Genomic DNA, 26,028 nt, shown 5'->3' with positions numbered 1-26,028 from the left:
TGGGTATTCCTCAAGCAACTCGATTATTGGATTTTGAACGACAGGTCGTTGTTGACGGTCAAACAAAGTTCATTGACGCCTACATAAAGCCTACAAAAATTCTGATTGAACAAAAGGGCGCCTCTGTCGATCTGAACAGAAAATACAAACAGTCTGGCGGAGCAATGCTGACACCGTTTGAGCAGGCAAAACGATACGCAGCGGATTTAGGGAAAAATTTCTATCCGAATTACATTGTGGTGTGCAATTTCAGGGAATTTCACATTCACGACATGAGCGACACGAGCTCTGAGCCGGAAATCATCAAACTGGAAGAACTTCCAAAGCAAATCCACCGTCTGGCGTTTTTTAGCGGATGTGGAAAAGGAGCTGACCGCATTTGAGCAGGAGGTTTCTGTTGAAGCGGGTGAAATTGTCGGCGAAATTTACGACGCTTTATTGGCTCAATATGCCAACAAAGAAAGCACGAACTCTCTAAAAAGCCTCAACAAACTTTGCGTTCGTCTAGTTTTCTGCCTCTATGCAGAGGATTCAGGTCTATTCTCAACCCATCTTGAATTCCATAATTACCTCAGAAAGTACTCCACCGATCCAAGAAATGCACTGATCCAGCTCTTCAAAGTCCTCAATACACCTGAAGACAGGAGAGACCCATACCTGCCAGACGATCTTTTAGCATTCCCATACGTCAACGGAGGTCTGTTTGCGGATGAGGACGTAGAAATTCCGAGGATATCTCCTGAAATCGTTGAACTCATTCTCAAGAAAGCAAGCGAAGGTTTTGACTGGAGCCTCATCAGCCCGACGATTTTCGGCGCCGTATTCGAGAGTACTTTGAATCCTGAAACCAGACGCAAAGGCGGGATGCACTATACGTCAGTAGAAAACATTCATAAGGTTATCGATCCTCTGTTTTTAAGCGATCTGCGAACCGAATTGAAAGCAGCACTGGAACTCAAGGCAACCGCAACTCGAAATAAGAGACTCGAAGAATTCCGTGCGAAGATTGGAAAACTGACTTTTCTCCTGTTTTCTACACTTTTAGAGTCATAAAAAAACCTTGAAGCCCGTATTATCAATGTTTCTAGGGTTTCTCTTTTTTATTTTTTGTCGTAGTAGAGGTAAATAGGTCTCTCATAGCAGCAAAGGACTTTCAGCTTTCTCCTGAGTGTACAGGGCTGTTCAAATGTGTCAGGGACCGTTAACCCGACTACGGACATAATGTCCGCAACTGTCTCATTAAATCCGCTTGTCCCCGTAGAACTCAACTTTTGGGGTCGGATTAATCAATGCAATTCTGGCTGAATTTAGGCTATGGACAATTTCATCCGGAGTCCTATGTTTGCCGGCTTCATTCAATTTATGCTCTAAGTATCTACTGATGCACAGCGCCAGATAACAGGTTAAGAAGTGACCTCTGACATGTTCCGGCAGTCGAACATAAACCGGCCTTGCCTGCAGAGAGCTTTTCAGGTTTCTAAAGCTGTTTTCTATACGCCACAGATTCCCATAAATCGCTAAGACTTCTTGTGCGGGAGAGTCCAAGGAAGTTTCCACGACGTGAATTCCGTCAAATTGTTCCTGCTCTTCAATGAGATTACTGTCCAGTCTGGCCGTCTCCAGCTGCATGTCCACAATCACAAAGCTTCTTCCGCCTCGTTTGAAATTGGCTTTTATGTTGGAGGGATACGCTATCAGCAAGTTGGCTTTCCTGATTAGCCTGTCTCGATCCTTTCTATCTTTGGCGGCGCGAGACGGAGTCCACGTGATTATGTATCTGCGTTTGATCGTGCTTTTAACGTTCTTTGCCGACTTAGTTGTTTTGTGATTGAGCTGATTTTCTAAATCCTCCAGCTTTTTCTCATCATTCTGCTCAAAGACATAATTCGGATATCTATAAAGAATCGGCTCCGTAACATGCAGTTCCTTGTACCAGCCTTCTTCAATGACCTCACCGTCACTGCCTGTACGGATCAGCGGCTTGCGCCCCTCAGGGTCAAGTACCTGAGCTTTGATGTCTTCACTGGCGCCCTCGGATCTTTGAGGATAGAACGTAGTTATTGCCAAGCTTAACCAGTGCGTCAATGTTGGCTTTGCTGTTTAAGCCTCTGTCGGCGACAATCGTAAAGTTGATACCTTGAACTTTTTCTTGAGCTCGGATATGAAGGGCACCATGGTTGCCGCCTCCGCCTGATTTCCTTTGAACAGAGAGTAATCCAGCGGTAATCCTTGCTGATCCGTGGCAAGAGCCATCACCACCTGTACCTCGTTGAACTTCTTATCTTTCGAGTATCCAAAGTCACGAAGTGCATCCTGGTCTGTGCTTTCAAATGCGTATGTCGTAATGTCGTACAGGCACACAGCTGTATTTCTTGTCGGGACTTGCTTACCAAACTGCTTATTAACGTAATCAATGATTGCAGATTTGTTCCTGCATAGAACATCTAAGGACTTATAGATGTGGTTGACATTGTCCGAGGAAAAGCCTAAATACTCAGCCGGACCGTGAACGGAGGAACGCAGCTTCGAGGCAGGGTTTAAGACTCTGAGAAGCACCAGATCCTTAGTTATCTTTGCCAAGTCATACTTGAAAGCGGCATCCTTAGAAATGTAGTTCAGTTTGTAATCCAGATTCAATTCATCGTAGATACTCTTGAGGATAAGATACCCGGCGCATCGGTTATCGAATCGAGCATCTTTCATTAGACTTTGGTTTTGCATCAGCTCCGCCAGCTCAGAGTTTAAGTTCTCCAGAGTGGCCGGTGTCGAGACAAATTTCCTGCCTTGGACACCGCGGTTCATCTCGTCGACTTCCAACTGAATCTTCTCAAGTGCGTTTGGATCCTTTTCAAGAAGATCTTTTTTCTTTCCAAGACGTTTAACAATCTCTCGTACCGGGTGGTTGACGCCCGGTTTTCTTACCGAGCATTCAATGTAAACACTGGCGCTTTCTTTCTTAGAGCTGAATCCGATTCTGTAGTGCATGAGTACGTACCTTGATAAAACCTCTATTATTATACTACAGGTAATACGTAGAAGTAAATAGTAAAATAAGCGCAAAAATAAGAGCCCATCGGGGCTCATGAGGCTTTTAGTTAGCTAAAAAGTGTAAAAAACAGGAAAAAGCCTCAACAAACTTTGCGTTCGTCTAGTTTTCTGCCTCTATGCAGAGGATTCAGGTCTATTCTCAACCCATCTTGAATTCCATAATTACCTCAGAAAGTACTCCACCGATCCAAGAAATGCACTGATCCAGCTCTTCAAAGTCCTCAATACACCTGAAGACAGGAGAGACCCATACCTGCCAGACGATCTTTTAGCATTCCCATACGTCAACGGAGGTCTGTTTGCGGATGAGGACGTAGAAATTCCGAGGATATCTCCTGAAATCGTTGAACTCATTCTCAAGAAAGCAAGCGAAGGTTTTGACTGGAGCCTCATCAGCCCGACGATTTTCGGCGCCGTATTCGAGAGTACTTTGAATCCTGAAACCAGACGCAAAGGCGGGATGCACTATACGTCAGTAGAAAACATTCATAAGGTTATCGATCCTCTGTTTTTAAGCGATCTGCGAACCGAATTGAAAGCAGCACTGGAACTCAAGGCAACCGCAACTCGAAATAAGAGACTCGAAGAATTCCGTGCGAAGATTGGAAAACTGACTTTTCTTGACCCGGCTTGTGGCAGTGGAAATTTTCTGACTGAAACCTACACGTCCCTGAGAAAGATGGAGAACGAAGCCCTGCGCGCATTGAATCAGGGACAAATATCTCTCGGAGAATCTCTCAGTCCAATCCAAGTGCATATCAGCCAGTTTTACGGAATTGAAATCAACGATTTCGCGGTGACTGTTGCACGCACAGCGCTCTGGATTGCTGAATCACAAATGATGAAAGAGACAGAAGATATCGTCGGGCAGTCCCTAAACTTTCTGCCGCTTAAATCCGCGGCTCACATTCACGAGGGAAATGCTCTTCGCATTGATTGGAATGAGGTTGTACCAGCGTCAAAACTCAACTACATCATGGGGAATCCTCCATTTTTCGGAGCCCGCTTAATGACAAAAGCTCAAAAAGAGGATGTTGAGAATGTTTTTGGTAAAGACTGGAAGAACTCAGGGAATCTTGATTACGTTTCCTGTTGGTTCAAAAAATGCGCTGACTTTATGCAGGGAACTTCAATTTCTGCGGCTTTAGTTGCGACAAACTCAATCAGTCAGGGAGACTCCGTGGCAACTCTTTGGAAGCCTTTGTTGGGGACCAAGATTTTTTTTGATTTTGCCTACAGGACTTTCCGTTGGGACAGCGAATCTTTAGGTATGGCGCATGTTCACTGTGTCATTATCGGTTTCAAAGCTATTCCTTCTGGCCTCAAAAACTGGATTTTTGATGGTTCAAAAAAAAGCAACGCAAAAAACATCAACGGATACCTCATTGACGGGGCGAATACCTTTATTGAGTCGAGAAATAGTCCTCTGTGTGATATTCCCTGCATAGGGATTGGTAATAAGCCAATTGATGGAGGAGTGTATTTGTTCTCTAAAGAAGAAATGGAGAATTTTATTTCTCAGGAACCTGCATCGAAGAAATTTTTCCGTCCTTGGTATGGTTCTAAGGAATTCATTGAGCAAAAACCAAGATACTGTCTTTACTTAAGAGACTGTGACCCAAAAGAACTAAGAAAAATGCCCTTGTGCCTTGACCGAATTGAGAAAGTCAGAGACTACAGGTTAAAAAGCCCAAATCCAGGGACCGTCAAACTTGCTGAGACTCCAACAAAGTTTCACGTAACAAATATTCCGAAATCTAGCTATTTAATCATTCCAAAAGTTTCTTCCGAAAAACGAGAATATGTTCCAATAGGTTTCATGAAGCCTAGTTCGTTAGCAAGCGATTTGGTTTTTATAGTTTCTGATGCGACGCTGTATCACTTCGGTATCTTGAATTCTTCCGTCCACATGGCTTGGATGCGCACTGTAGCGGGAAGGCTGAAAAGCGACTATCGCTACTCCAAAGACATTGTCTACAACAACTTCCCATGGCCAGACATCTCTGATAAACAAAAAAAGAAAATCGAGGAAACGGCCAAAGGAATTTTGACCGCCAGATCAGCTCACTCAGACTGCTCTTACGCCGATCTGTATAACTCCCTAACCATGCCGGAAGATCTGCTTAAGGCTCACATTACCAACGACAAAGCCGTCATGAAAGCCTATGGCTTTAAAGCGTCGATTTCTGAGGCGGAAATAGTCGCGGAGTTATTTAAACGCTATGAGGCAAAACTTGAAGAGCTTGCGGCAGCGGAAGAGGTGGAAAAAGCAGAGAAAAAGAAACAGGCCTCCGCGGCGCGGAGCACAAAAAAATCGACAAGAAAGGAAGAATAGCCGCCTCTTCGGGCTGTATCTTATATCTTATCTTTTATCATTTTTTTTCTTCGTTCCCGACTTTTCCAGAAAAATGTATCAATAAGCTTCTTTAACCTTCTGAATATTCAACGATAAATTCGAAATTTTTTCTAGAAAATTTAACGACAAGGTAGCTCAACTAAGGCTAATTATGATATAATTATCAATAAGGAGGAGTGAGTCGTGTCCATCTCAATTTCGGAAAGAAAGGTAAAAGGCAAGGTCTATATCTCTATCGTCGAGAAGTATCGAGATCCAATTACAAAAAGGTCCACAACTCGTCAGCTCAAAAGCTACGGGAACAAGGAACTATTTCTGCAGAAGCACCCTGACGGACTCGAACTTATCAATTCAGATTTAAAGCTCTTCCGGGAATCAACTCAGGCCTATGCGGAGGCGACCGAGCTGCCGAACGGCAGCGGAGTCTCAATCGTTGACAGCGCATCGAACTCCACTGAGTTAGGCAGTTCATTTCTCGTTTCACCAGCACCGTTTCTAACGATTTGGAACAAGCTTGAATTAGACCAATACTTCAAGAATCTAGAGCGCAATTACAGAGGAAAGGTTCCGGTCGATTTAAATAAACTGGCCTTTTACAATGCGGTTGCTCGGATACTCAGGCCTGAATCAAAACTAGGAACGTGGATTGACAGGAATAGATATCTATACGACTTTGAGAGCCTTTCTCTCAAGGATATGTACAACTTGCTGGATATACTTGACGAACGCAAGCAAAAGATCATTGATCGGTTAAACGCGGCAATAGACAAGCTTTATCAGAGGGATCTTACGATCGCTCTTTATGATGTCACCACCTTTTACTTTGAGAGTTTTATCGAAGATGAGCTTCGTGCTCGAGGTATGAGCAAAGAACATCGAACCCAAGAAACACAGGTTGTGATGGGCTTACTTGTAGACAGCGAAGGAATACCGTTTGGCTACGAGCTCTTTAGAGGTAATACTGCCGAAGTCGGCACAATGCTTGAGGTGGTGGAAGGCTTTAAAAAACGTTACCAGTTAAACAACGTAACGATCATAGCCGATGCCGGGTTAAACCAACTCATCAACTTGGAATCCCTTGAACAGGCCGGGTTTAAATATATTGTTGGCTATCCTCCTTACGTAAAACTAAACCGTACAGAACAAGATTCTCTTCTGGAAGAGGACGGATGGGAGAGTTATGACTGCGTAGAAGATTCTTGGCGCATCAAGCGAATGGCTCTTCCAATCAACAAGCGCGTTTATCCAAAGGGTGAGCAATCGAGAAAAATCCAGCTGGAGGCTGAGTGCATTGCAACGTTCTCTTTATCACGTTATAAGCACGACTTGGATGAACTGAGAAAAAAGACAACACGTGCGAAAGAACTCGTACGAAAAGGAGCGAAAGCTGTCCAGGCAGCTAATCGCAACGGCTATAAGAGTTTTATTAAATCAGAGCTTAAAGAAGTTCAATTTAATGAAACGCTTTACACCAAGCGTCTTAAATGGTGCGGTTACACGGCCTTGCTGACCAATATCGAAGATCAAGATCCGAGCGTCATTTATGCACTGCTTCGACAACTCTGGAGAATCGAGGATAACTTTAGAGTGTTAAAAACGGCGATTGAAGCCAGGCCGGTCTACGTATGGACAACCAAGCATATACGGGGTCATTTTGTACTGTGCTATATCAGCCTTGTCCTGACTCGTTTAATGCAGAAACAGCTGAAAGAGGATGCCTTGAAATACTCTGTAAGGCAGGTTGTAGAAGCCCTCAATGCGCTCAGCGTCTCCCCCTTGAATGCATTAAGAAAAAGTAAAAGTCAGCTATATCAGTGTGTGGTTGAAAACTCTGAAGGGAGCACGTCCTCCGGAGAGTACAAACCTCTTCTGGAAATTGCCAATGACATCTGGAAATCGTGCGGCTTGGAGCCCCTGACGCGTCTTGAGAGTCACGGCTCTTTAGTTAGGAAACTTGGAAGAAGCTTTAAAATCCGATGAATCGTTGAACTACGAAGTCGCTAAAATATAAAATCGGCTAAAGGCTTGGTACTCACGGGTTGTACCGCGAAATCGTTTTAAAAATCAAGGAAAAGTCGGGACAAAAAAAGAAAATCGAGGAAACGGCCAAAGGAATTTTGACCGCCAGATCAGCTCACTCAGACTGCTCTTACGCCGATCTGTATAACTCCCTAACCATGCCGGAAGATCTGCTTAAGGCTCACATTACCAACGACAAAGCCGTCATGAAAGCCTATGGCTTTAAAGCGTCGATTTCTGAGGCGGAAATAGTCGCGGAGTTATTTAAACGCTATGAGGCAAAACTTGAAGAGCTTGCGGCAGCGGAAGAGGTGGAAAAAGCAGAGAAAAAGAAACAGGCCTCCGCGGCGCGGAGCACAAAAAAATCGACAAGAAAGGAAGAATAGCCGCCTCTTCGGGCTGTATCTTATATCTTATCTTTTATCATTTTTTTTCTTCGTTTTTTAGCAGCTTCTCCACCGGATTCATCTTCCGATGGAGAAGTTTTTTCTATCCCGAAACAGCAGGTTTCGACCGCAAAGCGGTGGACAGGATGAACCCCAAACTGGCGTTTGGACCGCGCGAAGTGCGGTGGCTGACCTTTGGGTCAATTTCTAGTCTCTAGAATTTGCACCCGAAGGCGATCCTGCAATTACTCTTCTTTTCTGTCGTTTCTCCTATTCGGGTGACATTTTTTGCAAAAAAAAACGGTAAAAATGACGCGCAAATTCGAGCTCCCTCTCTAAGGGGTAAAAAATCGCCGTATTGAGAAAAAGTTGATTTTAAAAACTTTACTGCAAACTTAAAGACTTTTTACCCACCGAACGCAGACGGCTTGAAAATCTCCTTCAGAGCCACTTTTCTTCACGAAACTGAAAACGCGATGGAACGGTCATGTCTCATATTTACCTCTTTTGATATATATAATACAATGATATATATCTTATATGAAAGGATCTCAAAATGCCGAAACCTCCATTCGTCCCTAAAGAAGACGTTGAAGCGTTCATTCGTGCCTATCTGGCGGAGCATAAAAAATTTCCGACAACCGCTGAAATGCGCTCGCACTTCATGGGCGGGAGCATGAATCGCTACTCTGCGATCCTGCGGGACATGAATCTTTCCAAGCCGCAGAAAGAGCGCCCGATGAAATTGGACTACACCGAAGAGCAAACCCTGCTTTCCGCCGTGTCCGCCATTTTCGAAAAGAAACTGGAAGCGGAAGTCGCAAAGAAAACTCAGAGCGAGAGTGAACTGCGTTCTGCCGCTTTAGAAGACCTCGCCGACGAGAAAGAGAAAGTTGAAGCGCTGGAGGCTCAGCTTCGCGAAGAGAAGGAGTTGTTCGAAGAAAAGCTCAGCGAAAAAGAAGCGCTTTTCGAACAGCGCCTTCAAGAGCGAGATGCAAAGTTCATCCAGGAACTTCAATCGATCAGTCAGAAAGCCGCAGAGGAGAAAGTCCGACTTGAGACGGAACTTACAGCGCTGCGCTCAGAGATCGAGCAGGTTCGCAGCGCAAACGAAGCGCTGCAGACAGCCGGCGCATTTTTCAAAGTGCTGGAAAAGTTCTCCGGTCGGAAACTGGTGAACGGTGATCTTCAGAAAGTAAGGGCATTCCTCTCTAAGCAGGAGCGCAACGGACATTACTTTTCCCGCTGCTTCGAAGAATCTTGAGCGGCGCGGCGCTCAGGCGTGCTTCGAACACACCAGTGCGCCGCCGCTTTCAGCGGCATTGTTTCAGGCCTGGCGGCCTGAAATTCGGGTGCAACGCCTCGCCCCCGAAACCCCGCGCGCAAGGGGAAGCCCCCTGCACCCCGAACCTTCGCTGCGCCTCAGGCTCTGTCGCACTGAACTGCGACAGAGCCTGAGGCGCATTCCTTCTTTCCATTCAACAAGTTACCCATATCAAAAAAAGTTAAACGCAGGTGGTTAAATACAGTTTCTTATTTTTATCGTCTCATGCTAGAATTCTGGCTCTTTGTGGAGAGGTGATTAATGCCGCCCGCGCATCACTAATCCCAAAATTGCGGGCAGCTTGTGAAGGACAAGCATAAAAACTTCCGGCTCGCCATCGTTATTTGGCAGATTTAAGGTTTCCCACTTCCTGAACGTTTCTTTCGAGGAAGAAGCAAAAGTGAGATTTTTCGCAGCAGGCGCAGTGAGCCTGACCGTTTTTTATGTGTTTTTGGGGAGAAAAACAATCCTTTCGTTAGGCAGAAGGGGCAGTAGTAAGTTTGTGATCGTCACACTCTGAACCTGCAATGCCAAGTAAAGCTCTCTTTGTTGAGCTTTGCGGCCGCAGTGTCATCGACATGCAGCTTTCAGGTTTAGGACGCCTGCTAACAGTTCGAGTCCAAATTTTTGGGCGGCAGAGGCTTTTAAGCGCTGTTTGATCTAACAATTTTTTTTCATGCACCAGACCTTTAACGCCGCAGAAGAAGTCGAACGTCTCCAAGCGCTTCGCGCGATCCAGAGAAAGCAGGGGAGATTCCGAAGAAGCCGACTTGACCGCTTCGCTTTTGAGCTTCTTGAGCTGAAGAGAAACGGAGCACGCACAATCGATTTGACGCTGTGGCTGAAAGAACAGCGCATCTGCGTTCACGCAACTACTGTGGCCCGATGGATCGAGAAGAACTCACACCGGATTTAGACGCCAAAGAGGCGCTTTCTGCTTTCAGGGGCGCATCGTGGACCCAAAAACCAGACGCGCATTCCTGTCTGGCGTCTTTTTCTGCTGCGCTGCAGGAAAAAGGCCTTATCGGTTTAACTTCGGCGACGTTTTCCCATGCGCATGAATTTATTCGTTCCGCCTACGAAAAAATTTCCGAAAAAGTCGCAAACCAGTACCGAAATATTCTCTCTTCGTTCTTTCGCTCACGCGGAGATCTGAAGCCCAACGAAACATTCGCTTCCGTCAAAGAAATCATCCAGGAAAAAGAGCCGACCGGAAAAATTCAGCGGCACTTCGCAAAGTCTGAAACTCAGGCAAAGAAAGCTGTCGGAATGATTCACCGGGCAGGTCTCACCCGATCAGTCGGGACTGAAAACACCTATCGTGACTGTCTGAAGGTGTTTTGCGATTTCATCAAACAGAATCAGCTGGGAGACTTGAAGAACGTAATTTCAAACCTATGGGCCTATATAAAGCCATAGACGAAATACTCAAGGCTGACGAAGGACTCCTGTCTGATGCAGGAAAAGAATTCCACAGCAATTCACCCCCTCCCTAGAAAACGATGACGCTTACTTGGACAGTCTTTTCAAAGACTATTGTTCCTATACACGATAAGCACTCAACTCAACATAAGTCCAGATTATGTTGAGTTGAGATCCGATTATGACAGTATTACCCATCCTAAAAATCAGCTTTTTCGGGCTTTTTTGGTCTGATTCAGACAGTGATTACTGTCTGAATCAACTTGAATGAATCTTACTTTTTCAAAAAATCAGACGATTTTCGGTTATTTGTACAGTCTGATATGTGAAAAACACCACAGTTTTACAACCTGAGCTATTCGGACGTCCCGGAATAAAACTCTTTGAAAGATTCCGGTGTGACGACAATACGACTAACGCCGTATGCGTTTCTAAAGGATTCATCAGATTTCACTTTTGCGTTCTTGCTGACTTTGCACTCGATCGCGCGCTGAATTTCTCCGTCTTTCACCTCAAGAAAATCAATCTCCTGGCCTTGAGCAGTCCTCCAGAAATGCAGATGCGTCCTGTCTCTTCTGTAGGAGTGCCGTTTGTAAAGTTCGGCCGCAACAAAGTTTTCAAAAAGCGCTCCGCTGTCATCACGCATTGAGAAAGGAGAAAATTTATCCAGGAGCGCGTTTCTCACGCCGTTATCAAAAAAGTAGATTTTCTTGGATTTCTTCAGCTCCGTGGCAATGTTTCTGGCGTAAGAATCCACTCGAAAAACCACAAAATTCTGCTCGAGAAGGTCTAGATAGTTCATGACCGTCTGCTTGCTTAATCCGGTTTCTCTGGCCAGACCGTCATAGCTAACCTGTGATCCGACGCTATTGGCCAGCAGCTTGAGCAGATGTTTCAGAGTAGAAGGTTTTCTGATTCCTCCAAGCTCGTAGATGTCCTGTAAAAAAACACCGTTGACGTAATGGAGGAGCCGATAGGCCAGGGAGTCAATCTCTTCGTTGAAAGAATCAATGATGTCGGGGTAGCTTCCCGCAATCAGCAATCTCTCAAAGTTCACTCGGAACCAGTCCCAAGATTTTGCCTCTATCAGCTCTTCCACGGAAAAAGGAAACAGCGTCAAAAAATCCAATCGACCAACAGCAGATTCCTTTACTCCTCTTGCCAGCTTTAGAGAGCTTGATCCAGACAGAAAAATCAGGCTGTCAGAGTGCTGATCAACCATTCTTTTGACGCTCTGCCCGATACCATCAACGTACTGAGCCTCGTCGATCACAATTACCGGATGAGTCCCCAGGAAGTCGATCAGATCCTGCTGAGTATCGAATTGGAGCCTCTCTCTGTCTGTGGATGATTCTCCGGTCAGCCATTCAACATTTTTGTTCGCCAGAAGGTGTCTCAACAGAGAGGTTTTTCCAACCTGCCTGGCTCCATAGAGCATATACGCCCGTGATGGGGAGGCAGACGCCAACGCTTTCTCAATGGTACGAGGAATATAACGATTCATAATGAAAATAAAAATATACTTTACTAATTATTATAATAAAAAGTAAGGTACTTTTGTCTTTTTTTAATCCTGCAATAGACATCCGCAATGCCACCAAATATGGCTGCTCGTTTCAGAGAAACGAAAAAATCGGGCTACTTGCCTGCGGCAGTAAATACCGGCTACGCCATACAGATACCGTGACAGTCGGTATCCACCTAGTAATTACGCAAGTATTTTTGCACCAAAGCCCTAGGAAACACCGAGCTTTTCAGCGATTAGGCAGAAATTCACAAAGAAAAAGAACCAAAAAGAAAATCCGGGCCGATGCAAATGCCGAAGCCAAACGCCAGACCCTCCGCAGTGACACTCCGCAGGGCTACTCGTTTCAAAGAAACGATAAAAATCGGGCTACTAGCCTACGGCAGTAAATACAGGCTACGCCAACAGATACCGTGACACATCGGTGCCCACCTCTTAAGAAGCAAGGTACTTTCTGACCAAAGCCCTTGAAACACCGAGCTTTTCAGCGATTGCTCTCTGGCTTAATCCCCGTTCTGACAGTTTTTTCACAGATTCGGAATTGAAATCTCTGCTTCTGGCCCTATCCTCGTTATATTCCTGAGCCGTCCGCATGCCTTTACTAGCTCTCCAGAGACGTTTTTTCTCCGTGTTCAGCTCTCTGCGGAGTTCGTTCGAGTGGATGACCTTCAGTTGCCTCTGCTCTTCTTCTGTGATCTGGAACCAGGCGATCAGCGTTTCCGCTTTTGGCGTGTACAGCGGCGTCTTTTCTTGACCGTTCCAGTTAACTCTTTCTCCGTCAACGTGAGCCTTGAATTTTGCGTACACAGTGCCGAAATCTTTTGAGTGATAGGTCCATCGAGAATCGATTTGCTCTGCCAAAAACTGAGCTTCCCGATAGAAATCCGTCAGCGTCACTTGATTTGAAAGCGCCAAGTAAGAGAGCATCTGCATAAGGAATCTATTTCGCATCCCTTCTTCGATTCTTCCCCTTATCTGTAGAAGCGCCCTTAAATCCTCCAAAAACGCCCAATGAAGAGTTTCAAGGCCGTAGTTGCAGGGAAGTTCTTTTTTTTGTCGTTTGGTGCTTGTAGGCGCTCTTTGGTGCCTTATCGGGCGTTCTTTTGGAAGAACTAGATCAGTCAACTCATCAAAACCGTAGCGAACAATCTGACCGCTCTCATTGCGATTGAGGAACACAACTCGACACATTTGACCGGATTTGAGATTAACCGTGTTCACGAGGCGCAGTACACGAGACGCATCCCGCGCCTGAGGATCAGCGCCGTACGGCTCCATTTTCTCAACCAGAGTCCGCTCCAGGGCGTTCCACCTAGGCAGTGCCTGGCGCGGAATCGGTTTCTCGAAGAACCACTTCGCCTGCAGCCCGCGCCCTGAAAAAACAATCTCTGAGGCCCTTGGAACGTTCTCAAAATCGCAAAGAAAGTTGAAATACGCGGCAATCTCCTCAGGACTCTGATGCTGGCCCCACGCAAACTTGTAGCAGTCGACATCGAGGTATGCCAATTTGATCTCTTTGAGGTTCACAACTCGCCTGGATGGCGTCTCAAATGAGGCCTGACTCACGTAAACGTCGTGTTTGCACCCAACGAAGAGGCGCGAAAGCTGGCCGTTTTGATCGAGGATAAAAGGCAGCTTGTCCAGTGTGTACGATTTCTGACTCGTTTTCCCTGAGGCATCTCTGGTCAGAATTGCAAAAAATCCGAATCGCTCGGAATCATGGTAGTTAGCAGCTTCACTCAGCGCCGAGACGTTCAAATCAAGTTCGAGCTGAGCGGAAGGTCCGCCCGTTTTGCATTTCAGAGAGTTTCTTTTCAATGTATAATTACACATGTTTTATGGGTCTATGCCTTTAAGGGCCTATTCCCGGGTTGTACAGACGAAGAAATCTTTGGTGAGACTTGGTTCGTTTGTATGGTTAACCGGCGGCTTTTGTCGCCAGCTGAAGAAGAATGGTTCTTCGGCCATGCAACGGAATTGGCGTTCCGCTGCGTACTTTTTTCGAGGATCAGAGATTGCACTCTCTGATCCTCTTTCCATTTCTGAATTCTACAAAATTATCTATCGTAAATAAAAAAATATTCTTTCTTAACCGAATGTTCTTCAATAAATTCAAGATTAAAGAAAAAGGAAGATTACTATTCGTTTACTAGTATTTTTATAGTAATTTACTAGTGTTTTTATAGTAAATTACTAGTAAATAACTAGTGTTTTACTAGTAATCTCAAATTCTCCGGCTTTATTTTTTACAGGCTCAGATCACTACAATCAAACTCAGATTTGTTCAAGTTCTGCTGAATCCAAAGGTTTATCAGAGCTGTTCTTGTGATACCCAGGGTCTCAGCAATTTCATCAACCTTCTGCAGATCCTCAGGATAAATCGTCAAGGTAATCACAACTTTTTTCCCTTTTAGCTTCCATCGATGTCTGATTCCGTCCGGAGCTCCTTCGATGAAATCCTTAACACGCTTTGAATCAAAATCGACCGAGGGCCTTTTTTTCGCGTCTCCAAACATGGAGCCCTCTTTAATTTTCGGTATTTTCACTATCGACATTTTCGTCCTTTTTCCCTTTGAGCGGCTCTCCGAAAATAGCTATCATCAGAGCTGACAATTCATTGAGTGCTTTTTGATCTCTGACCTTAATTTCTTCGACGTTCAGTCCGTAACCCGCGGAGGTCGAAAACGCTTTTCTTCTTCCAAACGCACACGGAAGAAACTTCATCGTCGAGAAATCGTTTAGAGCTTCTTCAGCTTCCTTGTTGTCCACTCCGTTCGGATCAGCGCAGTTAATCATTGCGTATACGGGAAACGACCCTCGAAGTGACATGACGTCTTCCAACAGAGAATCCATCTTTGAGAGCGCCCAGCTGTCGAAACTTCTCGGCTGAAACGGAATCAAAAGAACATCACAAATCATCATCGCTGCACGCATCGTTGTTGCGTCGAATCCGCCGACATCAATAACGACAGTATCAAACTGCTCTGCCATGTTTCTGACATTGAACTGAAGCGATTTCCCGTCAGGGTAGGTTGCAAATGGGATACGTCTTCGTCCCCGATGATTGAGGCGCATCGTCATTGCCATTGCTCCGGTTTGCTGACGATCACCATCAACAAACCACACCTTTTTTCCCTGGCGAAGTCTTGCAATTGCGATCTGAACGGCAACGGTCGTTTTTCCCGTGCCGCCCTTTGTGTTGCACACTGCAATTATTTTCGGTGCCATATTGATTGTCCGTAATAAGCAAAAAAGAATTTTTACTATGAAAAACATAGTAACCTTTACTAAAGTTTACTGGAAAATCGCGGTGTTCTATTTTGATTCACTACTGTCCAAAATAAATTTTTTCGGAACGTCTAGATGCAAAGATGCCGAATCTTCGATAAATTTAAAGTTCCCAGCAATAAAAAATCGAAGGATTCGGCATGCAAAGAGCAACAATATCCATGTTTGCGCAACTTGTCCAGTCAATGGGTTGCAAACTTGAATTTCAACATTTAGTCAACAAGCATCAGTCAGACAAGGCATCCAAAGGCTTCTCAAGCTGGAGTCAATTTATTGCAATGCTTTTTTGCCAACTGACGGGGGCAGAGTCACTTAAGGAAATTTCTGACGGTCTTTTTTCGAGTCTAGGCAAACTTAATCATATCGGAGCAAAAGCGGCATGCCGCTCTACTTTAGGCTACGTTAACCAGAATCGCCCTTACAAGCTTTACGAGGACTTCTATTACGTATTACCGGATAAATTCCGTCATGAAATCCAAGGGCGCCTTAGCGAACGTTTTACAAAGCCCGTTTATTCGCTGGATTCAACGACAATAAGCTTGTGTCTGCGTTTGTTTGAGTGGGCGCACCATCGCAGAAGAAAAGGCGGAATAAAGCTGCATACGCTTTTGAACAACGACCTATGCTTTGTTGAAACCCCGGCCAAAGTAAGCGACATTAAAGGTGCAAAGAGCATTCTGGAAAATATTCCCAAGGGATCCATCGTAGTGATGGATCGAGGCTACAACGATTACAGCCTGTTTAAAAGGCTCAGTGAAAAAGGCGTAACTTTTGTAACTCGCCTTAAAGATAACGCCGTACATACACCTTTGAGGAAAGGTCTTATACAAGAGGATCCTGATAAGAAATGGGGACTCTACGAGATGAGCTTTACCGGTACTCAAGCACGAAAGCATTGCGAAGATATGCGATTCAGAGTGGTCCAATGGTATGACGAAAAAACCGATCGTTGGTTTGAGTTCCTCACCAACAGCAAGGAGTTAACTGCTCCCGAAGTTGCCGACTTGTATAAGGAGCGTTGGCAAATTGAGTTGTTCTTTAAACGCATAAAACAGAATCTGGTCATTAAATCGTTCATAGGGACAACAGAGAACGCAGTTATGACACAGATTTGGACAGCTGCCATAGCCATACTTCTGCTGGAGCTATTGAGGCGCCGTTCCAGGTATAACTGGACGTTTTGCAGATTAGCCAGATACTTCAAGTTAAACCTTATGACCTGTAAATCACTAGAACATTGGCTTAACAAGCCGGATATAAAGGGATGGGAGAGTCCTCCGGAATCGTCACAGGGCTGTCTTTTTCTTGGAGAGGGGGTTGATTCACCATTTAGGCTCCGGCAGACGGTAAACCCCGATAAATTCAGATGGCAAGTTTTAAAATCAAATTATTTTGGACAGCGGTGTAGTAGCTTACAGACGAAAAGTTATTTCATCAACGATCTTGGAAAGGCTCAAAGAAATTTTTGCTGACTTGTGTCAACGGGATCAAGTCAGGCTTTTGGAGTGCTCGGGAGAAGAAGATCATGTTCATCTATTGATCTCTTACCCTCCGACAATTTGCCTTTCAAATCCGGTACGTAAACTAAAAACCATATCATCTCTGAAAATTCGTCAAGAATTCTTCAATCAGATTCGAAGGAAGCTTTGGGGCAAACGCTTTTGGACAAAAAGTTACTGTGTAATTTCAGTTGGAGGCGGAGCAACAACTGCCATTATTGGGAGATATATCAAAAATCAACGGCCGAATTGACATTCGGCCGGCCGCTATCCATCCCCGCGCTTACGCACGGGGAATTCCGCGGAATTCGTTAAAAGCACCGGAAAAGGATGCCTCACACCTTGTCATCAAAATTACGGACAAACAGGCCAGGTACTTCGCTTCTGAGGCCATTAGCAGGGACTGTGATCTGGTTATGCAGGTCCTTCGAAAGGAAAATATTTTGCCGGTAAGTGTCTTCCGCACTTTCTACACCAATCAAATTGCGATCGACTGGTTGGCCCCGCAATTGAAAAAGCCGGAAGTGCTTGCGAACAAAAACGTGCAGAAGCTGCTTCGCAGCTTTGGTTTTTCGTTCTGATTTTCTGGACAGACTTCAAATATGAGTTTTTCCCCGTCGAGGCTGCCAATTTCCTGGAGCTGAGACGGGTTTTTATACATGCGTATAGGCATATGTTTTACTAGTAAAACACTAGTAAAAAGACAGTATTAAAAGTGAGAAGCCTCGCCCGATCTGGGCGGGGAGAAGTCACGACTGGCGAACTGTCTTTTTAGGAAATTTCAATTTAAATAGTGAACCTTTACCTTCTTCACTTTCCACTTCTACCGTGCCCCCGTAAAGCAAAACAATGTGCTTAACAATGGAAAGTCCGAGTCCGGTTCCAACTCGGGATTTTCTGTGACTTTTATCCGCACAATAAAAGCGCTCAAAAATTCTCATTTGAGACGACTTGGATATCCCAATACCGTCGTCTTGAACATTGATGTAGACATAATCGTTGTCATGACGGTATGTCACCCAAACATGACCGCCGGGGTTGTTGTATTTAATTGCGTTGTCACAAAGATTAAAAAGCATTTGATGGAAGTAGCGAATCGCCCCAAAAAGTTTGGGCGCTTCCCCTTTAATGCTTAAAGAAACCTGCATCTCTTTGCATTTATCTTCTAAAGTTTCTTTAATTCCGGCAAACACATGCCCCAGATCAATAGGTTCGTCGGCTAGCCGTTTTCCTTCATCCAGTCTTGACAGAAGAATGATGTCGTTGATGAGGTTGAGAAGATTCTCCCCTTCTTTGCGAATGCGCTGGGCAAAAGGAACCACGTCTTTGAAATTAACCAAATTATTTTCCAAAAGTTCGGCCCTTCCGATAATGGACTGCAAAGGTGTTTTCAATTCGTGAGAAACATTCGCCGTAAATTCCTGCCGTTGTCGTTCGGCAATTCGTTTTTGGGTCGCATCAATGACCAATAAAGCATAACCAACGTGATTATCTTCGGTATCAATCTTATTGAAGAATACTCGATAGAAATGTCCGTTTAACTCCAAATCCTCAATTTTGTTATTGAGGTCTTCGCCTTCATCAAAGTATTTGCGAATTAAAGCTGAGCGATCAATATTAAGGATATTTTTTCCTACGCAGGAGTTATCGATCTTAAAAATATTTTTTGCGCTTTCATTGATACTGATAATCACGCCCGAACTATTAAAGAGTACCAATCCCTCTGACATACTCGCCATAATGGCCTGCATTTCGCGTGATTGCCTTGAAACCTTATCGATCAAATCATTGATCCGATGCTGATGCATATCGATTCTTCGAACCAATGGTTCAAGCTCGGCATAAACATCATTTTTTAACGGATGATCTAAATCTATTGCATTGATCGGTCGGACAATACTGACGGATAACCGATACGCGATAAAGGCAGAAATCATTGCAGAAATCAGAACAATGCCGATAAGGCACAAAAGCAACGTCCAAGTCATGCTAAAAACGGTTTTTGTCGTAAAGGAAGTACGAAGAATCTCTCCGGATTTGAGTTTTACGGCATCGTAGAACGTCTTGGTACCCAAGGTTTCGGAGTAACGCTCAACGGAGCTAAAGCCGTTGTTAAGAGCCTCAACAAATTCCTTTCGATCACCGTGATTAGGCAATTGGTCAGCATTTTTAACCTTGCTGTCAAAAAAGACCTTTCCGTCCGGATCGATTAACGTCACGCGAAAAGAGCCATAGCTCAAGTCCTTGGCGTAATCCTTACCGAAGTGATTAACATCATTTGCCAAAGCTTCCGTGTATTCATTTAGCAGTTGCTCATCGTTGTTTTTCATCAAACCGTGAGCAAACCATAGGGCGGAAGCTAATCCGATGATTAAAAACAGTAAAGTTGAAAAAAATACTGATTTAAAGACTTTGCTCGTCAAAGTTAGGAACCAACCTTATAACCAACGCCTCGAACTGTTTTAATAATGTACTCCATCTCGCCTAATTTCTGCCTCAACGTGCGAATGTGAACATCAACCGTACGATTTTCCCCGTCATAGTCCGTACCCCAAATATGATCAAGTAATTGATCCCGGGTAAATACACGACCCTGTCTTTTAAGCATTAAATGCAAGAGTTCGTATTCTTTTAGGGTTAAATCGATAAGTTTTCCGTCGATTTTGACCTCATGACTGGCTTCATCTAACGATAGAGATCCGAACGTGATTTCCTCTGTCGGCATATTGCCCTGGCAGCGACGTAAAACTGCATTGATGCGAGCCACCATTTCCATCAAAGAAAAGGGTTTAGTCAGATAATCGTCCGCACCCATATCCAAGGCGCTAACTCGTTCATACTCGGTGCCTTTAGCTGTTGCCATAATCACCGGAACATGACGAGTTCGAGACCCAGTTCGAAGACGTTTCAGGATATCGATGCCACTCATATCTGGAAGCATGATATCTAACACGACAAGATCAGGGACTCGTTTTTCAACTGCGGCAAAGAAGCTGGTACCGTCGGCAAACACTTGAGTTTCCATCTTCATGGATTGCAAGGTGTACTGCTCGATCTCACGAATGTCGGTATCGTCTTCAACGCAATAAATCATAGGCTTAAGTCCAAAACCGTATTAATTTTCCCGGTGGTCATATATGAAACCCACTTGGCAATATTACAAGCATGATCACCGATACGCTCTAAGTATTTTGCCATCATGATCACGTCCAAAGAGAGTTCCGTATCTTTTTCACAGGTTCTGGCTTTTAAAATCAGTGCCTTCCTGATCATTGAAAAATATTCGTCAACCGCATCGTCTTGTCGAATTACCGCTTTTGCCAACTCCTCATCGCGGCGAATAAAAGCGTCAATCGACAACTTAACCATAGAAGACGCTTCTTTTGCCATGCTTTGCAAAAGCTTTAAATCTTCACCTTCGTAGTTGTAATCAAAACTCATCACAATCTGTGCAATGTCGCTTGCCTGATTACCGATTCGCTCCAAATCAGCCACCATCTTTAATGTCGCCGACACAACCAAAAGATCGATCGCCACTGGTTGCTCATGCAAAATAATATTCAGGCATAGTGTTTCAATATCGCGAGCTTTCGCATCTACGTCATAGTCGGCTCGATAAACATTTAAAGCCAGTTCACGATCTCGCTCTCTAAAGGCTTTAAATACACTGGCTAAGTTGTCTTCACACAGGGATCCCATTAAAAGCAAGTTGTTGTTTAATCGCTGCAACTGCCCATCTAAATTTTTTCTCATTATCCAAACCTTCCCGTTACGTAATCTTCGGTACGTTTATCTTTGGGTTTTGTAAAAATCACATCTGTTTTATCCATCTCCACTAAATCTCCCAAAAGGAAGAAAGCTGTGTTATCCGAAATACGCAAGGCTTGTTGCATATTGTGGGTAACGATAACGATCGTGTACTTTTTCTTGAGCTCTAATGTCAGCTCTTCGATTTTTCCAGTTGAAATCGGATCAAGCGCAGATGTCGGCTCATCCATTAACAGAACGTCGGGTTCAATTGCTAGCGCTCTGGCAATGCATAATCGTTGTTGCTGACCGCCGGATAAACCTAAAGCTGAAGTTTTTAATCGATCTTTGACTTCATCGAAAATAGCCGCATGTCTGAGCGAACGCTCTACGATCTCATCGAGTTGAGTTCTCTTCTTGATTCCGTGGGTACGAGGACCATAAGCAACGTTGTCATAAATGCTCATGGCAAAGGGATTCGGCTTTTGGAAAACCATCCCCACGTCTTTCCGCAACTGGCTGACATCAATATCGCTGTTTACCAATTCCTGACCTCGATATTTGATGTTGCCTTCGAGTTTTACATTAGGGATCAAATCGTTCATACGGTTTAATGTACGAATGAAAGTGGATTTACCACAACCCGAGGGACCGATAAGGGCGGTAATGTCATGCTCTTTTATGACCATATTGACATTATGCAGAGCATGGGTTTCGCCATACCAAAGATTGAACTTTTTGACTTCAAAAATAGTTTCCATGATTTAGCTTGCCATTCTTTTTTGAACTCTACGAGCCAGGAATGTGGCTAATAGATTGATAAGTAAGCTCATAAACAAAAGGATTGCTGCAATAACAAAGGCAACCTCAAACTCTCCCTGCTCCTTGGCATAAACATAGAGAGCAACCGTCAGAGTGGAACCCGCTGAGCGCATGCCTTCAAAATATCCGTTTAAGGTATGAGCAAAACCGGCGGTAAATAGAAGTGCCGCGGATTCGCCCAGCATTCTTCCGATACTTAAGATGCAACCCGTCACAATGCCTTCAATGCAACAAGGCAAAATGACCGTTCGAATGACGTGCCATTTGGCGGCTCCCAACCCAAACGCCCCTTCCCGGTAGCCTTGCGGAACGGTTTTTAAACTTTCCTGAGTGGTTCGAATGATGGTCGGAAGATTCATGATCACTAACGTTAACGAACCGGCAAGCAAGGAGGTCTTTAACCCAAAAAACTGACAGAAAACCAACATGCCGACCAAACCAAAAATAATGGATGGAATGCCGGCTAAGGTTTCTATACAGTATTCGATGACTTTGACTAACTTCGGCGAGGTGGCATATTCGTTCAGGTAAATTGCAGCTCCCACCCCCATCGGTAGAACAAACAATAAAGTGGTGAAGGTGAGATAAAGCGTATTTAAGATATCCGGCAATACGCCGATGGTATCGTTCAAATAACTTGGCGAATTGGTCAATAGTTGCCAAGAAAAATACGGAACGGATTTGAAAAAAATATAAGCGATCATAAAGATCACGATACTGACCGTGATCGCCATGCATAAATATGTCCCAAAGAGCATATTTACTTTGTATAACTTCCGCATCAGCATCATTTTTTATACCCTTTCTTTAGTATCAAATTCAGGCATGCATTGATCAGCATGATGAATACAAAGAGAACTAAAGCAATTGAAAACAATGCTTCACGCTGAAGTCCGGAGGAATAGGACATCTCAGAAGCAATCGCAGTTGTCAGGAACCGGACGGATTCGAAGAGGCTTGGCATGTTTGCGACATTACCTGCAACCATCATTACAGCCATCGCTTCACCGATTGCTCTTCCCACACCTAAAACCACAGCAGCGGCAATTCCGCTTTTTGCTGCCGGCACCACAACCCTGAATACGGTTTCGACCTTATTTGCTCCCAAAGCCAAACTTCCTAACTCATATTCGATAGGAACGGCTTCTATTGCTGTCATCGATACCTTGATGATGGATGGCAAAATCATAATGGCCAACACGATAATGGCCGAGAACAAGGAGGAACCATCTGGAATATTAAATATGATCTGAACGCAAGGAACCAAGACCAACATACCGATAAAACCATATACGACAGAGGGAATACCGGCTAAAAGGTCGATCATCGGAGCAATGACTAATTTGACCTTTTTGGGAGCCATTTTGGCCAAATAGACCGCTGAAAAGAATCCCAAAGGCAAACCGATAAGAATCGCTCCGGCAGTTCCGTAAACGGAGGTCAGAATAAACGGCAAAATGCCGAACACCGGCGGATTAGCCGTTGAAGCCCACTTGGTTCCGAAGAGAAAATCAACAACACCGATTTTTGCGATTGCCGGTAGTCCTGCAATGATCAAGTAAATACAGATAATTAATACGAAGGCGATATTGATGACGCCTAAGATTAAAAACGCTGCAGAAGCTATCGACTCAGTGTTGAAAAGACTTTTTGATTTCGACTGAATCATCGTCTCAACCTTTAAAAGCGCAGAAAGTAATCCTGCCTTTCTCGACGCTTTCTTTATTACTTAGCAACCGGAACGACACCAGCCTTAACGATCAGAGGAGCAACTTCTTTGGATAAGGCGTAATCGTAAAATTTCTGAGCATCCTTAGATAAGGCTTTGTCTTTAACGGTCACGAAAACAAACGGGCGTTGTAACTTATAGGAACCGTCTTTGACAGAAGCTTCAGAAGCTCTGATACCGTTGACGGATAAAACAGAAATTTTTTTGCTGACGGCTGATAACGACGCGTACCCGATTGCATTGGGATTCTGGCTGACGGTTGTGATCACATCTCCCGTAGAGGTCAATTCCTGACGGTACTTGCAAGCATTTTTGGTGTGAGTTACCGATTCAAAACCATCTCTGGTACCGGAGCCTGCTTCGCGTCCGATCAAAACCACCGGAGCATCGACACCACCTAGTTCTTTCCAATTTGTAATTTCGCCTTTATAGAGTTTGGCGATTTGCTCCAATGACAAGTTTTTTAATTTATTTCCCGGATTGACAACCATGATGATGCCATCCAGAGCAACCGTTGTGCCAACTAATTTTTTCTGTTCATCGGCTTTCAATCCACGGGAAGACAAACCGATATCTGTTCTACCCTCTAAGGCAGCAGTAATACCGGCACCGGATCCGGTCGGATTGTATGTGACCTTAACGTCAGGATTAGCCTTGTGATAGGACTCGCTCAGAATGCCGATCACTTTTTCCATCGACGTGGATCCGTCGGTAGAAACATTGCCTGCGAAGGCAGAACCGGCAAAAATAACACCACAAGTAAAACCAATAAATGTGACTAACTTAGATACTTTCATAATTAACTCCTTTAAAAAACGAAGCAATCATAAAAGGCACATGTAAAAACGAAATTGATGTTTTGTTAAATCTAAGTTAACCTGAATGTTTCACATTAAGATGACCCCTTGTATAAGGTCTCGTATCAGGCCTTGACTTTGAGGTAGTTCATTTTATCAATATTTACTAGTATTTTCATAGTTAATTACTAGTACTTTCATAGTTATTTACTAGTAATTTAATAGTTAATTACTAGTAATTTTATTTCTCCTGACTTCGCTACAATTTAAGAACAAAGAGGATTTACCATGGCCAAGAGATTTTCTGACGCAGAGATACATTCCGCAAGAAATCAGGATTTAGAAACCGTTCTACGCTTTCTCGGTCAATACGTCACACAAGACAAAACATACGTGCCTAAGAAAAATGAAAACAGCAAGCTATTCGTCGCTGAAATCAACGGCAGAAGGTTTAGTAATCTCCTAATCACCGGCGAACGATGGTTTGATCTGGACGCAAAAAAAGGAGGCGGAGGAGCGATCGATCTGACGATGTATGTGATGAAAGTGTGTTTCGTCAAAGCAGTAAAGCTGCTTTCCGCTATAGAAAATCAGGATACGGAACAGTCCGACAGCGAAGACGACTTCTATTCCCGCTGATCAAAGAAGCTTCTTATATTTTTCGGCGTCGCCACTTCAACCTTGCAATCAGGGAACCGTTTGCAAAACTGCGAAATTGAACGTGTTGTTCCGATCTTATCTGACAGCTTGCATTCGAACGCCTGGACAGGTTTCTCGTCTAGAACTTCCAAGAAATCTACTTCTGATGTTTTTGTGTTTCCGGACTGTTTTAATCTCCAGAAATACAGATCTCTGAAATTTCTTTGGTAGTCGTTGTACTTAAATCTCTCCATGAAGAAGAAATTTTCAAACAGCGCCCCCGCATCCTGACGGGCGGACAGCATCGAGAAGTTTCCAAGTACCGCGTTTCTGATCCCATTGTCGACAAAATAAATCTTCTTGCCCTTTTTTAGACCGCTGTCTGTATTCTCCGAGTACGACGGACACCGCTTAATGATGTAACTTTGCTCCAGCAGGTCAACGTATTCAACGATTGTTGAACGGGAAACTCCGACTTCTCGGGAAAGATTGTCGTAATTAACTTCGCTTCCTATCTGACGCGCAAGGACATGAGTCAGATGCATCAGCTGCTCAGGTTTACGAACCGATGAAGTCGCGAAGATATCTTTGTACAGCATATCTTCAACGTATTCCATCAGAAGCTCTCTGGCGTCTGCAGGTTCTGTAATAACGGACGGGAATGTTCCAAAAACCATTAATCGCCCAAGCATTTCCTCGATTTCCGGCCAAGACAGAAAGTCATTTGCCAACTCCGTCAGAGATAAAGGCCATAGGCGGTAGCTTCGGATTCTCCCGAGCGCTGACTCTTTGATTCCGCTAGCCAGCTGTAAAGAAGAAGATCCGGATAAGAAGATTTTCGTGCCCCAGTTCTTCTGAATATTTCTGTCGACCAATATCTTTATTTTCAATCCGATATCCGGAATCCGCTGAGCTTCGTCAATAACGATTGCCTTAGCTCCGCTCAGCAGAGTATCCGCATCTGACTCTGTCTTAATGTTCAAGGCTTCAATGCCGCTAAACAAGTCGCCGTAAATCCAGGTTGCGTCCTTTGTCCCGACCAAATAATCCAACAAGGTTGTCTTCCCGGCTCTTCGAGGCCCAAAAATTGCGACCGCCTTCGGAGGTGTAGATGAAGCGACTTTTACGCTAATTGATCTTTCTATCATAACTATATCGACGAATTTCTTGAGTATTTATATAAGTATATCAACGAAATTCTTGATTATTGATCTTGTCCAAAATTACACCGTAAGAAACGCCATCTGTGTCCTGGGTGTGCTCTTCAACTCGTCTTAAACTTCAAGCTATGTCATAAGTCATCATAGATTCCTTATTATGGACAGCGCTAAACAACGCCAGAACGCAAAAAAATTCATCTCTGAATGGAAGGGATATGAAAAGGGGGAAACTCAAAAATTTTGGATTTCTCTGCTTCAGGATGTGCT

The 26,028-nt window shown here is 44.3% G+C and carries 26 protein-coding genes and 1 pseudogene; 13 read left to right on the top strand and 14 right to left on the bottom strand.

The window, feature by feature from the left end:
- A partial coding sequence (locus tag AC6I1F_RS13185) for a type IIL restriction-modification enzyme MmeI (RefSeq protein ID WP_497801830.1) occupies nucleotides 1–383 on the top strand: 383 nt, incomplete at its 5' end.
- A complete protein-coding gene (locus tag AC6I1F_RS13180) occupies nucleotides 358–1,053 on the top strand; it encodes a type IIL restriction-modification enzyme MmeI (protein WP_497801829.1) in 696 nt (231 codons plus the stop codon). The genes AC6I1F_RS13185 and AC6I1F_RS13180, both read left to right, overlap by 26 nt.
- A gap of 186 nt (nucleotides 1,054–1,239) precedes the next feature.
- Here AC6I1F_RS13180 and AC6I1F_RS13175 read toward each other — a convergent pair whose 3' ends face one another.
- Nucleotides 1,240–2,085, bottom strand: a complete 846-nt coding sequence (locus AC6I1F_RS13175) for an IS1634 family transposase (RefSeq protein ID WP_497801828.1) — start codon at nucleotides 2,083–2,085, stop codon at nucleotides 1,240–1,242.
- Between the two features lie 15 nt (nucleotides 2,086–2,100).
- Nucleotides 2,101–2,985, bottom strand: a complete 885-nt coding sequence (locus AC6I1F_RS13170) for an IS1634 family transposase (RefSeq protein ID WP_497801827.1) — start codon at nucleotides 2,983–2,985, stop codon at nucleotides 2,101–2,103.
- Nucleotides 2,986–3,136: 151 nt separating this feature from the next.
- Here AC6I1F_RS13170 and AC6I1F_RS13165 point away from each other — a divergent pair.
- The 7 genes and pseudogenes from AC6I1F_RS13165 to AC6I1F_RS13135 all read left to right on the top strand — a co-directional run.
- Nucleotides 3,137–3,337, top strand: a pseudogene (locus AC6I1F_RS13165) (type IIL restriction-modification enzyme MmeI); the annotation flags it as partial.
- A gap of 243 nt (nucleotides 3,338–3,580) precedes the next feature.
- Complete coding sequence (locus tag AC6I1F_RS13160) at nucleotides 3,581–5,383, top strand: class I SAM-dependent DNA methyltransferase (RefSeq protein WP_497801826.1); 1,803 nt, start codon at nucleotides 3,581–3,583, stop codon at nucleotides 5,381–5,383.
- A gap of 204 nt (nucleotides 5,384–5,587) precedes the next feature.
- Nucleotides 5,588–7,384, top strand: coding sequence for an IS1634 family transposase (locus AC6I1F_RS13155; protein ID WP_281523370.1), 1,797 nt, complete (start codon nucleotides 5,588–5,590; stop codon nucleotides 7,382–7,384).
- Between the two features lie 59 nt (nucleotides 7,385–7,443).
- Nucleotides 7,444–7,809: a type IIL restriction-modification enzyme MmeI gene (locus AC6I1F_RS13150; RefSeq protein ID WP_497801825.1), complete on the top strand. Its 366-nt coding sequence runs from the start codon at nucleotides 7,444–7,446 to the stop codon at nucleotides 7,807–7,809.
- A 556-nt stretch (nucleotides 7,810–8,365) separates the two neighbouring features.
- Nucleotides 8,366–9,073, top strand: coding sequence for a hypothetical protein (locus AC6I1F_RS13145; protein ID WP_251570693.1), 708 nt, complete (start codon nucleotides 8,366–8,368; stop codon nucleotides 9,071–9,073).
- A gap of 736 nt (nucleotides 9,074–9,809) precedes the next feature.
- On the top strand, nucleotides 9,810–10,049 hold the full coding sequence (locus AC6I1F_RS13140) for a hypothetical protein (protein ID WP_251570695.1): 240 nt from the start codon (nucleotides 9,810–9,812) through the stop codon (nucleotides 10,047–10,049).
- Complete coding sequence (locus AC6I1F_RS13135; protein ID WP_251570697.1) at nucleotides 10,019–10,552, top strand: hypothetical protein; 534 nt, start codon at nucleotides 10,019–10,021, stop codon at nucleotides 10,550–10,552. Before AC6I1F_RS13140 ends, AC6I1F_RS13135 begins: the two co-directional genes overlap by 31 nt.
- 358 nt (nucleotides 10,553–10,910) lie before the next feature.
- Here the strand turns inward: AC6I1F_RS13135 and AC6I1F_RS13130 are convergent, their stop codons facing one another.
- The 4 genes from AC6I1F_RS13130 to AC6I1F_RS13115 form a co-directional block, all read right to left on the bottom strand.
- Nucleotides 10,911–11,993: an ATP-binding protein gene (locus AC6I1F_RS13130; RefSeq protein ID WP_289170615.1), complete on the bottom strand. Its 1,083-nt coding sequence runs from the start codon at nucleotides 11,991–11,993 to the stop codon at nucleotides 10,911–10,913.
- A 522-nt stretch (nucleotides 11,994–12,515) separates the two neighbouring features.
- Nucleotides 12,516–13,898, bottom strand: a complete 1,383-nt coding sequence (locus tag AC6I1F_RS13125; protein ID WP_251570701.1) for a replication protein — start codon at nucleotides 13,896–13,898, stop codon at nucleotides 12,516–12,518.
- Between the two features lie 428 nt (nucleotides 13,899–14,326).
- The gene (locus AC6I1F_RS13120) at nucleotides 14,327–14,596 is read right to left on the bottom strand and encodes a hypothetical protein (protein WP_289170612.1); all 270 of its coding nucleotides are present in this window, start codon (nucleotides 14,594–14,596) and stop codon (nucleotides 14,327–14,329) included.
- A gap of 10 nt (nucleotides 14,597–14,606) precedes the next feature.
- Nucleotides 14,607–15,308, bottom strand: a complete 702-nt coding sequence (locus tag AC6I1F_RS13115) for an AAA family ATPase (protein WP_251570704.1) — start codon at nucleotides 15,306–15,308, stop codon at nucleotides 14,607–14,609.
- A gap of 200 nt (nucleotides 15,309–15,508) precedes the next feature.
- Between AC6I1F_RS13115 and AC6I1F_RS13110 the strand changes: the two genes are divergently transcribed.
- The 3 genes from AC6I1F_RS13110 to AC6I1F_RS13100 are packed head-to-tail and all read left to right on the top strand — an operon-like array spanning nucleotide 15,509 to nucleotide 17,448.
- Nucleotides 15,509–16,840, top strand: a complete 1,332-nt coding sequence (locus AC6I1F_RS13110; RefSeq protein WP_497801824.1) for an IS4 family transposase — start codon at nucleotides 15,509–15,511, stop codon at nucleotides 16,838–16,840.
- Nucleotides 16,761–17,120 carry an IS200/IS605 family transposase gene (tnpA, locus tag AC6I1F_RS13105; RefSeq protein ID WP_497801823.1) on the top strand — a complete coding sequence of 120 codons (360 nt, stop codon included), beginning with the start codon at nucleotides 16,761–16,763 and terminating at the stop codon, nucleotides 17,118–17,120. Before AC6I1F_RS13110 ends, tnpA begins: the two co-directional genes overlap by 80 nt.
- Nucleotides 17,059–17,448: a hypothetical protein gene (locus tag AC6I1F_RS13100; RefSeq protein WP_251570670.1), complete on the top strand. Its 390-nt coding sequence runs from the start codon at nucleotides 17,059–17,061 to the stop codon at nucleotides 17,446–17,448. The genes tnpA and AC6I1F_RS13100 overlap by 62 nt, the downstream gene beginning before the upstream one ends.
- A gap of 168 nt (nucleotides 17,449–17,616) precedes the next feature.
- Here the strand turns inward: AC6I1F_RS13100 and AC6I1F_RS13095 are convergent, their stop codons facing one another.
- The 7 genes from AC6I1F_RS13095 to AC6I1F_RS13065 all read right to left on the bottom strand — a co-directional run bounded on the left by AC6I1F_RS13095 (nucleotide 17,617) and on the right by AC6I1F_RS13065 (nucleotide 23,962).
- Nucleotides 17,617–19,197 (bottom strand): sensor histidine kinase, encoded by a 1,581-nt coding sequence (locus AC6I1F_RS13095; RefSeq protein WP_497801822.1) that lies wholly within the window; start codon nucleotides 19,195–19,197, stop codon nucleotides 17,617–17,619.
- Between the two features lie 95 nt (nucleotides 19,198–19,292).
- The gene (locus AC6I1F_RS13090) at nucleotides 19,293–19,961 is read right to left on the bottom strand and encodes a response regulator (RefSeq protein WP_289170609.1); all 669 of its coding nucleotides are present in this window, start codon (nucleotides 19,959–19,961) and stop codon (nucleotides 19,293–19,295) included.
- On the bottom strand, nucleotides 19,958–20,620 hold the full coding sequence (phoU, locus tag AC6I1F_RS13085; protein WP_251570676.1) for a phosphate signaling complex protein PhoU: 663 nt from the start codon (nucleotides 20,618–20,620) through the stop codon (nucleotides 19,958–19,960). Before phoU ends, AC6I1F_RS13090 begins: the two co-directional genes overlap by 4 nt.
- Nucleotides 20,620–21,375 (bottom strand): phosphate ABC transporter ATP-binding protein PstB, encoded by a 756-nt coding sequence (pstB, locus tag AC6I1F_RS13080; protein ID WP_251570679.1) that lies wholly within the window; start codon nucleotides 21,373–21,375, stop codon nucleotides 20,620–20,622. The genes phoU and pstB overlap by 1 nt, the downstream gene beginning before the upstream one ends.
- A gap of 3 nt (nucleotides 21,376–21,378) precedes the next feature.
- The gene (gene pstA, locus AC6I1F_RS13075; RefSeq protein WP_277612613.1) at nucleotides 21,379–22,194 is read right to left on the bottom strand and encodes a phosphate ABC transporter permease PstA; all 816 of its coding nucleotides are present in this window, start codon (nucleotides 22,192–22,194) and stop codon (nucleotides 21,379–21,381) included.
- A gap of 29 nt (nucleotides 22,195–22,223) precedes the next feature.
- Nucleotides 22,224–23,105 (bottom strand): phosphate ABC transporter permease subunit PstC, encoded by an 882-nt coding sequence (pstC, locus tag AC6I1F_RS13070; RefSeq protein WP_251570683.1) that lies wholly within the window; start codon nucleotides 23,103–23,105, stop codon nucleotides 22,224–22,226.
- 56 nt (nucleotides 23,106–23,161) lie between these two features.
- Nucleotides 23,162–23,962, bottom strand: a complete 801-nt coding sequence (locus AC6I1F_RS13065) for a phosphate ABC transporter substrate-binding protein (RefSeq protein ID WP_251570685.1) — start codon at nucleotides 23,960–23,962, stop codon at nucleotides 23,162–23,164.
- A gap of 288 nt (nucleotides 23,963–24,250) precedes the next feature.
- Here AC6I1F_RS13065 and AC6I1F_RS13060 point away from each other — a divergent pair, with 288 nt between their 5' ends.
- Complete coding sequence (locus tag AC6I1F_RS13060; protein WP_251570687.1) at nucleotides 24,251–24,601, top strand: hypothetical protein; 351 nt, start codon at nucleotides 24,251–24,253, stop codon at nucleotides 24,599–24,601.
- Here the strand turns inward: AC6I1F_RS13060 and AC6I1F_RS13055 are convergent.
- Nucleotides 24,589–25,749 carry an ATP-binding protein gene (locus AC6I1F_RS13055; RefSeq protein ID WP_497801821.1) on the bottom strand — a complete coding sequence of 387 codons (1,161 nt, stop codon included), beginning with the start codon at nucleotides 25,747–25,749 and terminating at the stop codon, nucleotides 24,589–24,591. The two genes, AC6I1F_RS13060 and AC6I1F_RS13055, sit on opposite strands and share 13 nt — an antisense overlap.
- Between the last annotated feature and the right edge of the window lie 279 nt (nucleotides 25,750–26,028).

The organism is Parasutterella sp. St.1A3, assembly GCF_059728705.1.
This window is presented reverse-complemented; position numbering and strand designations above follow the sequence as displayed.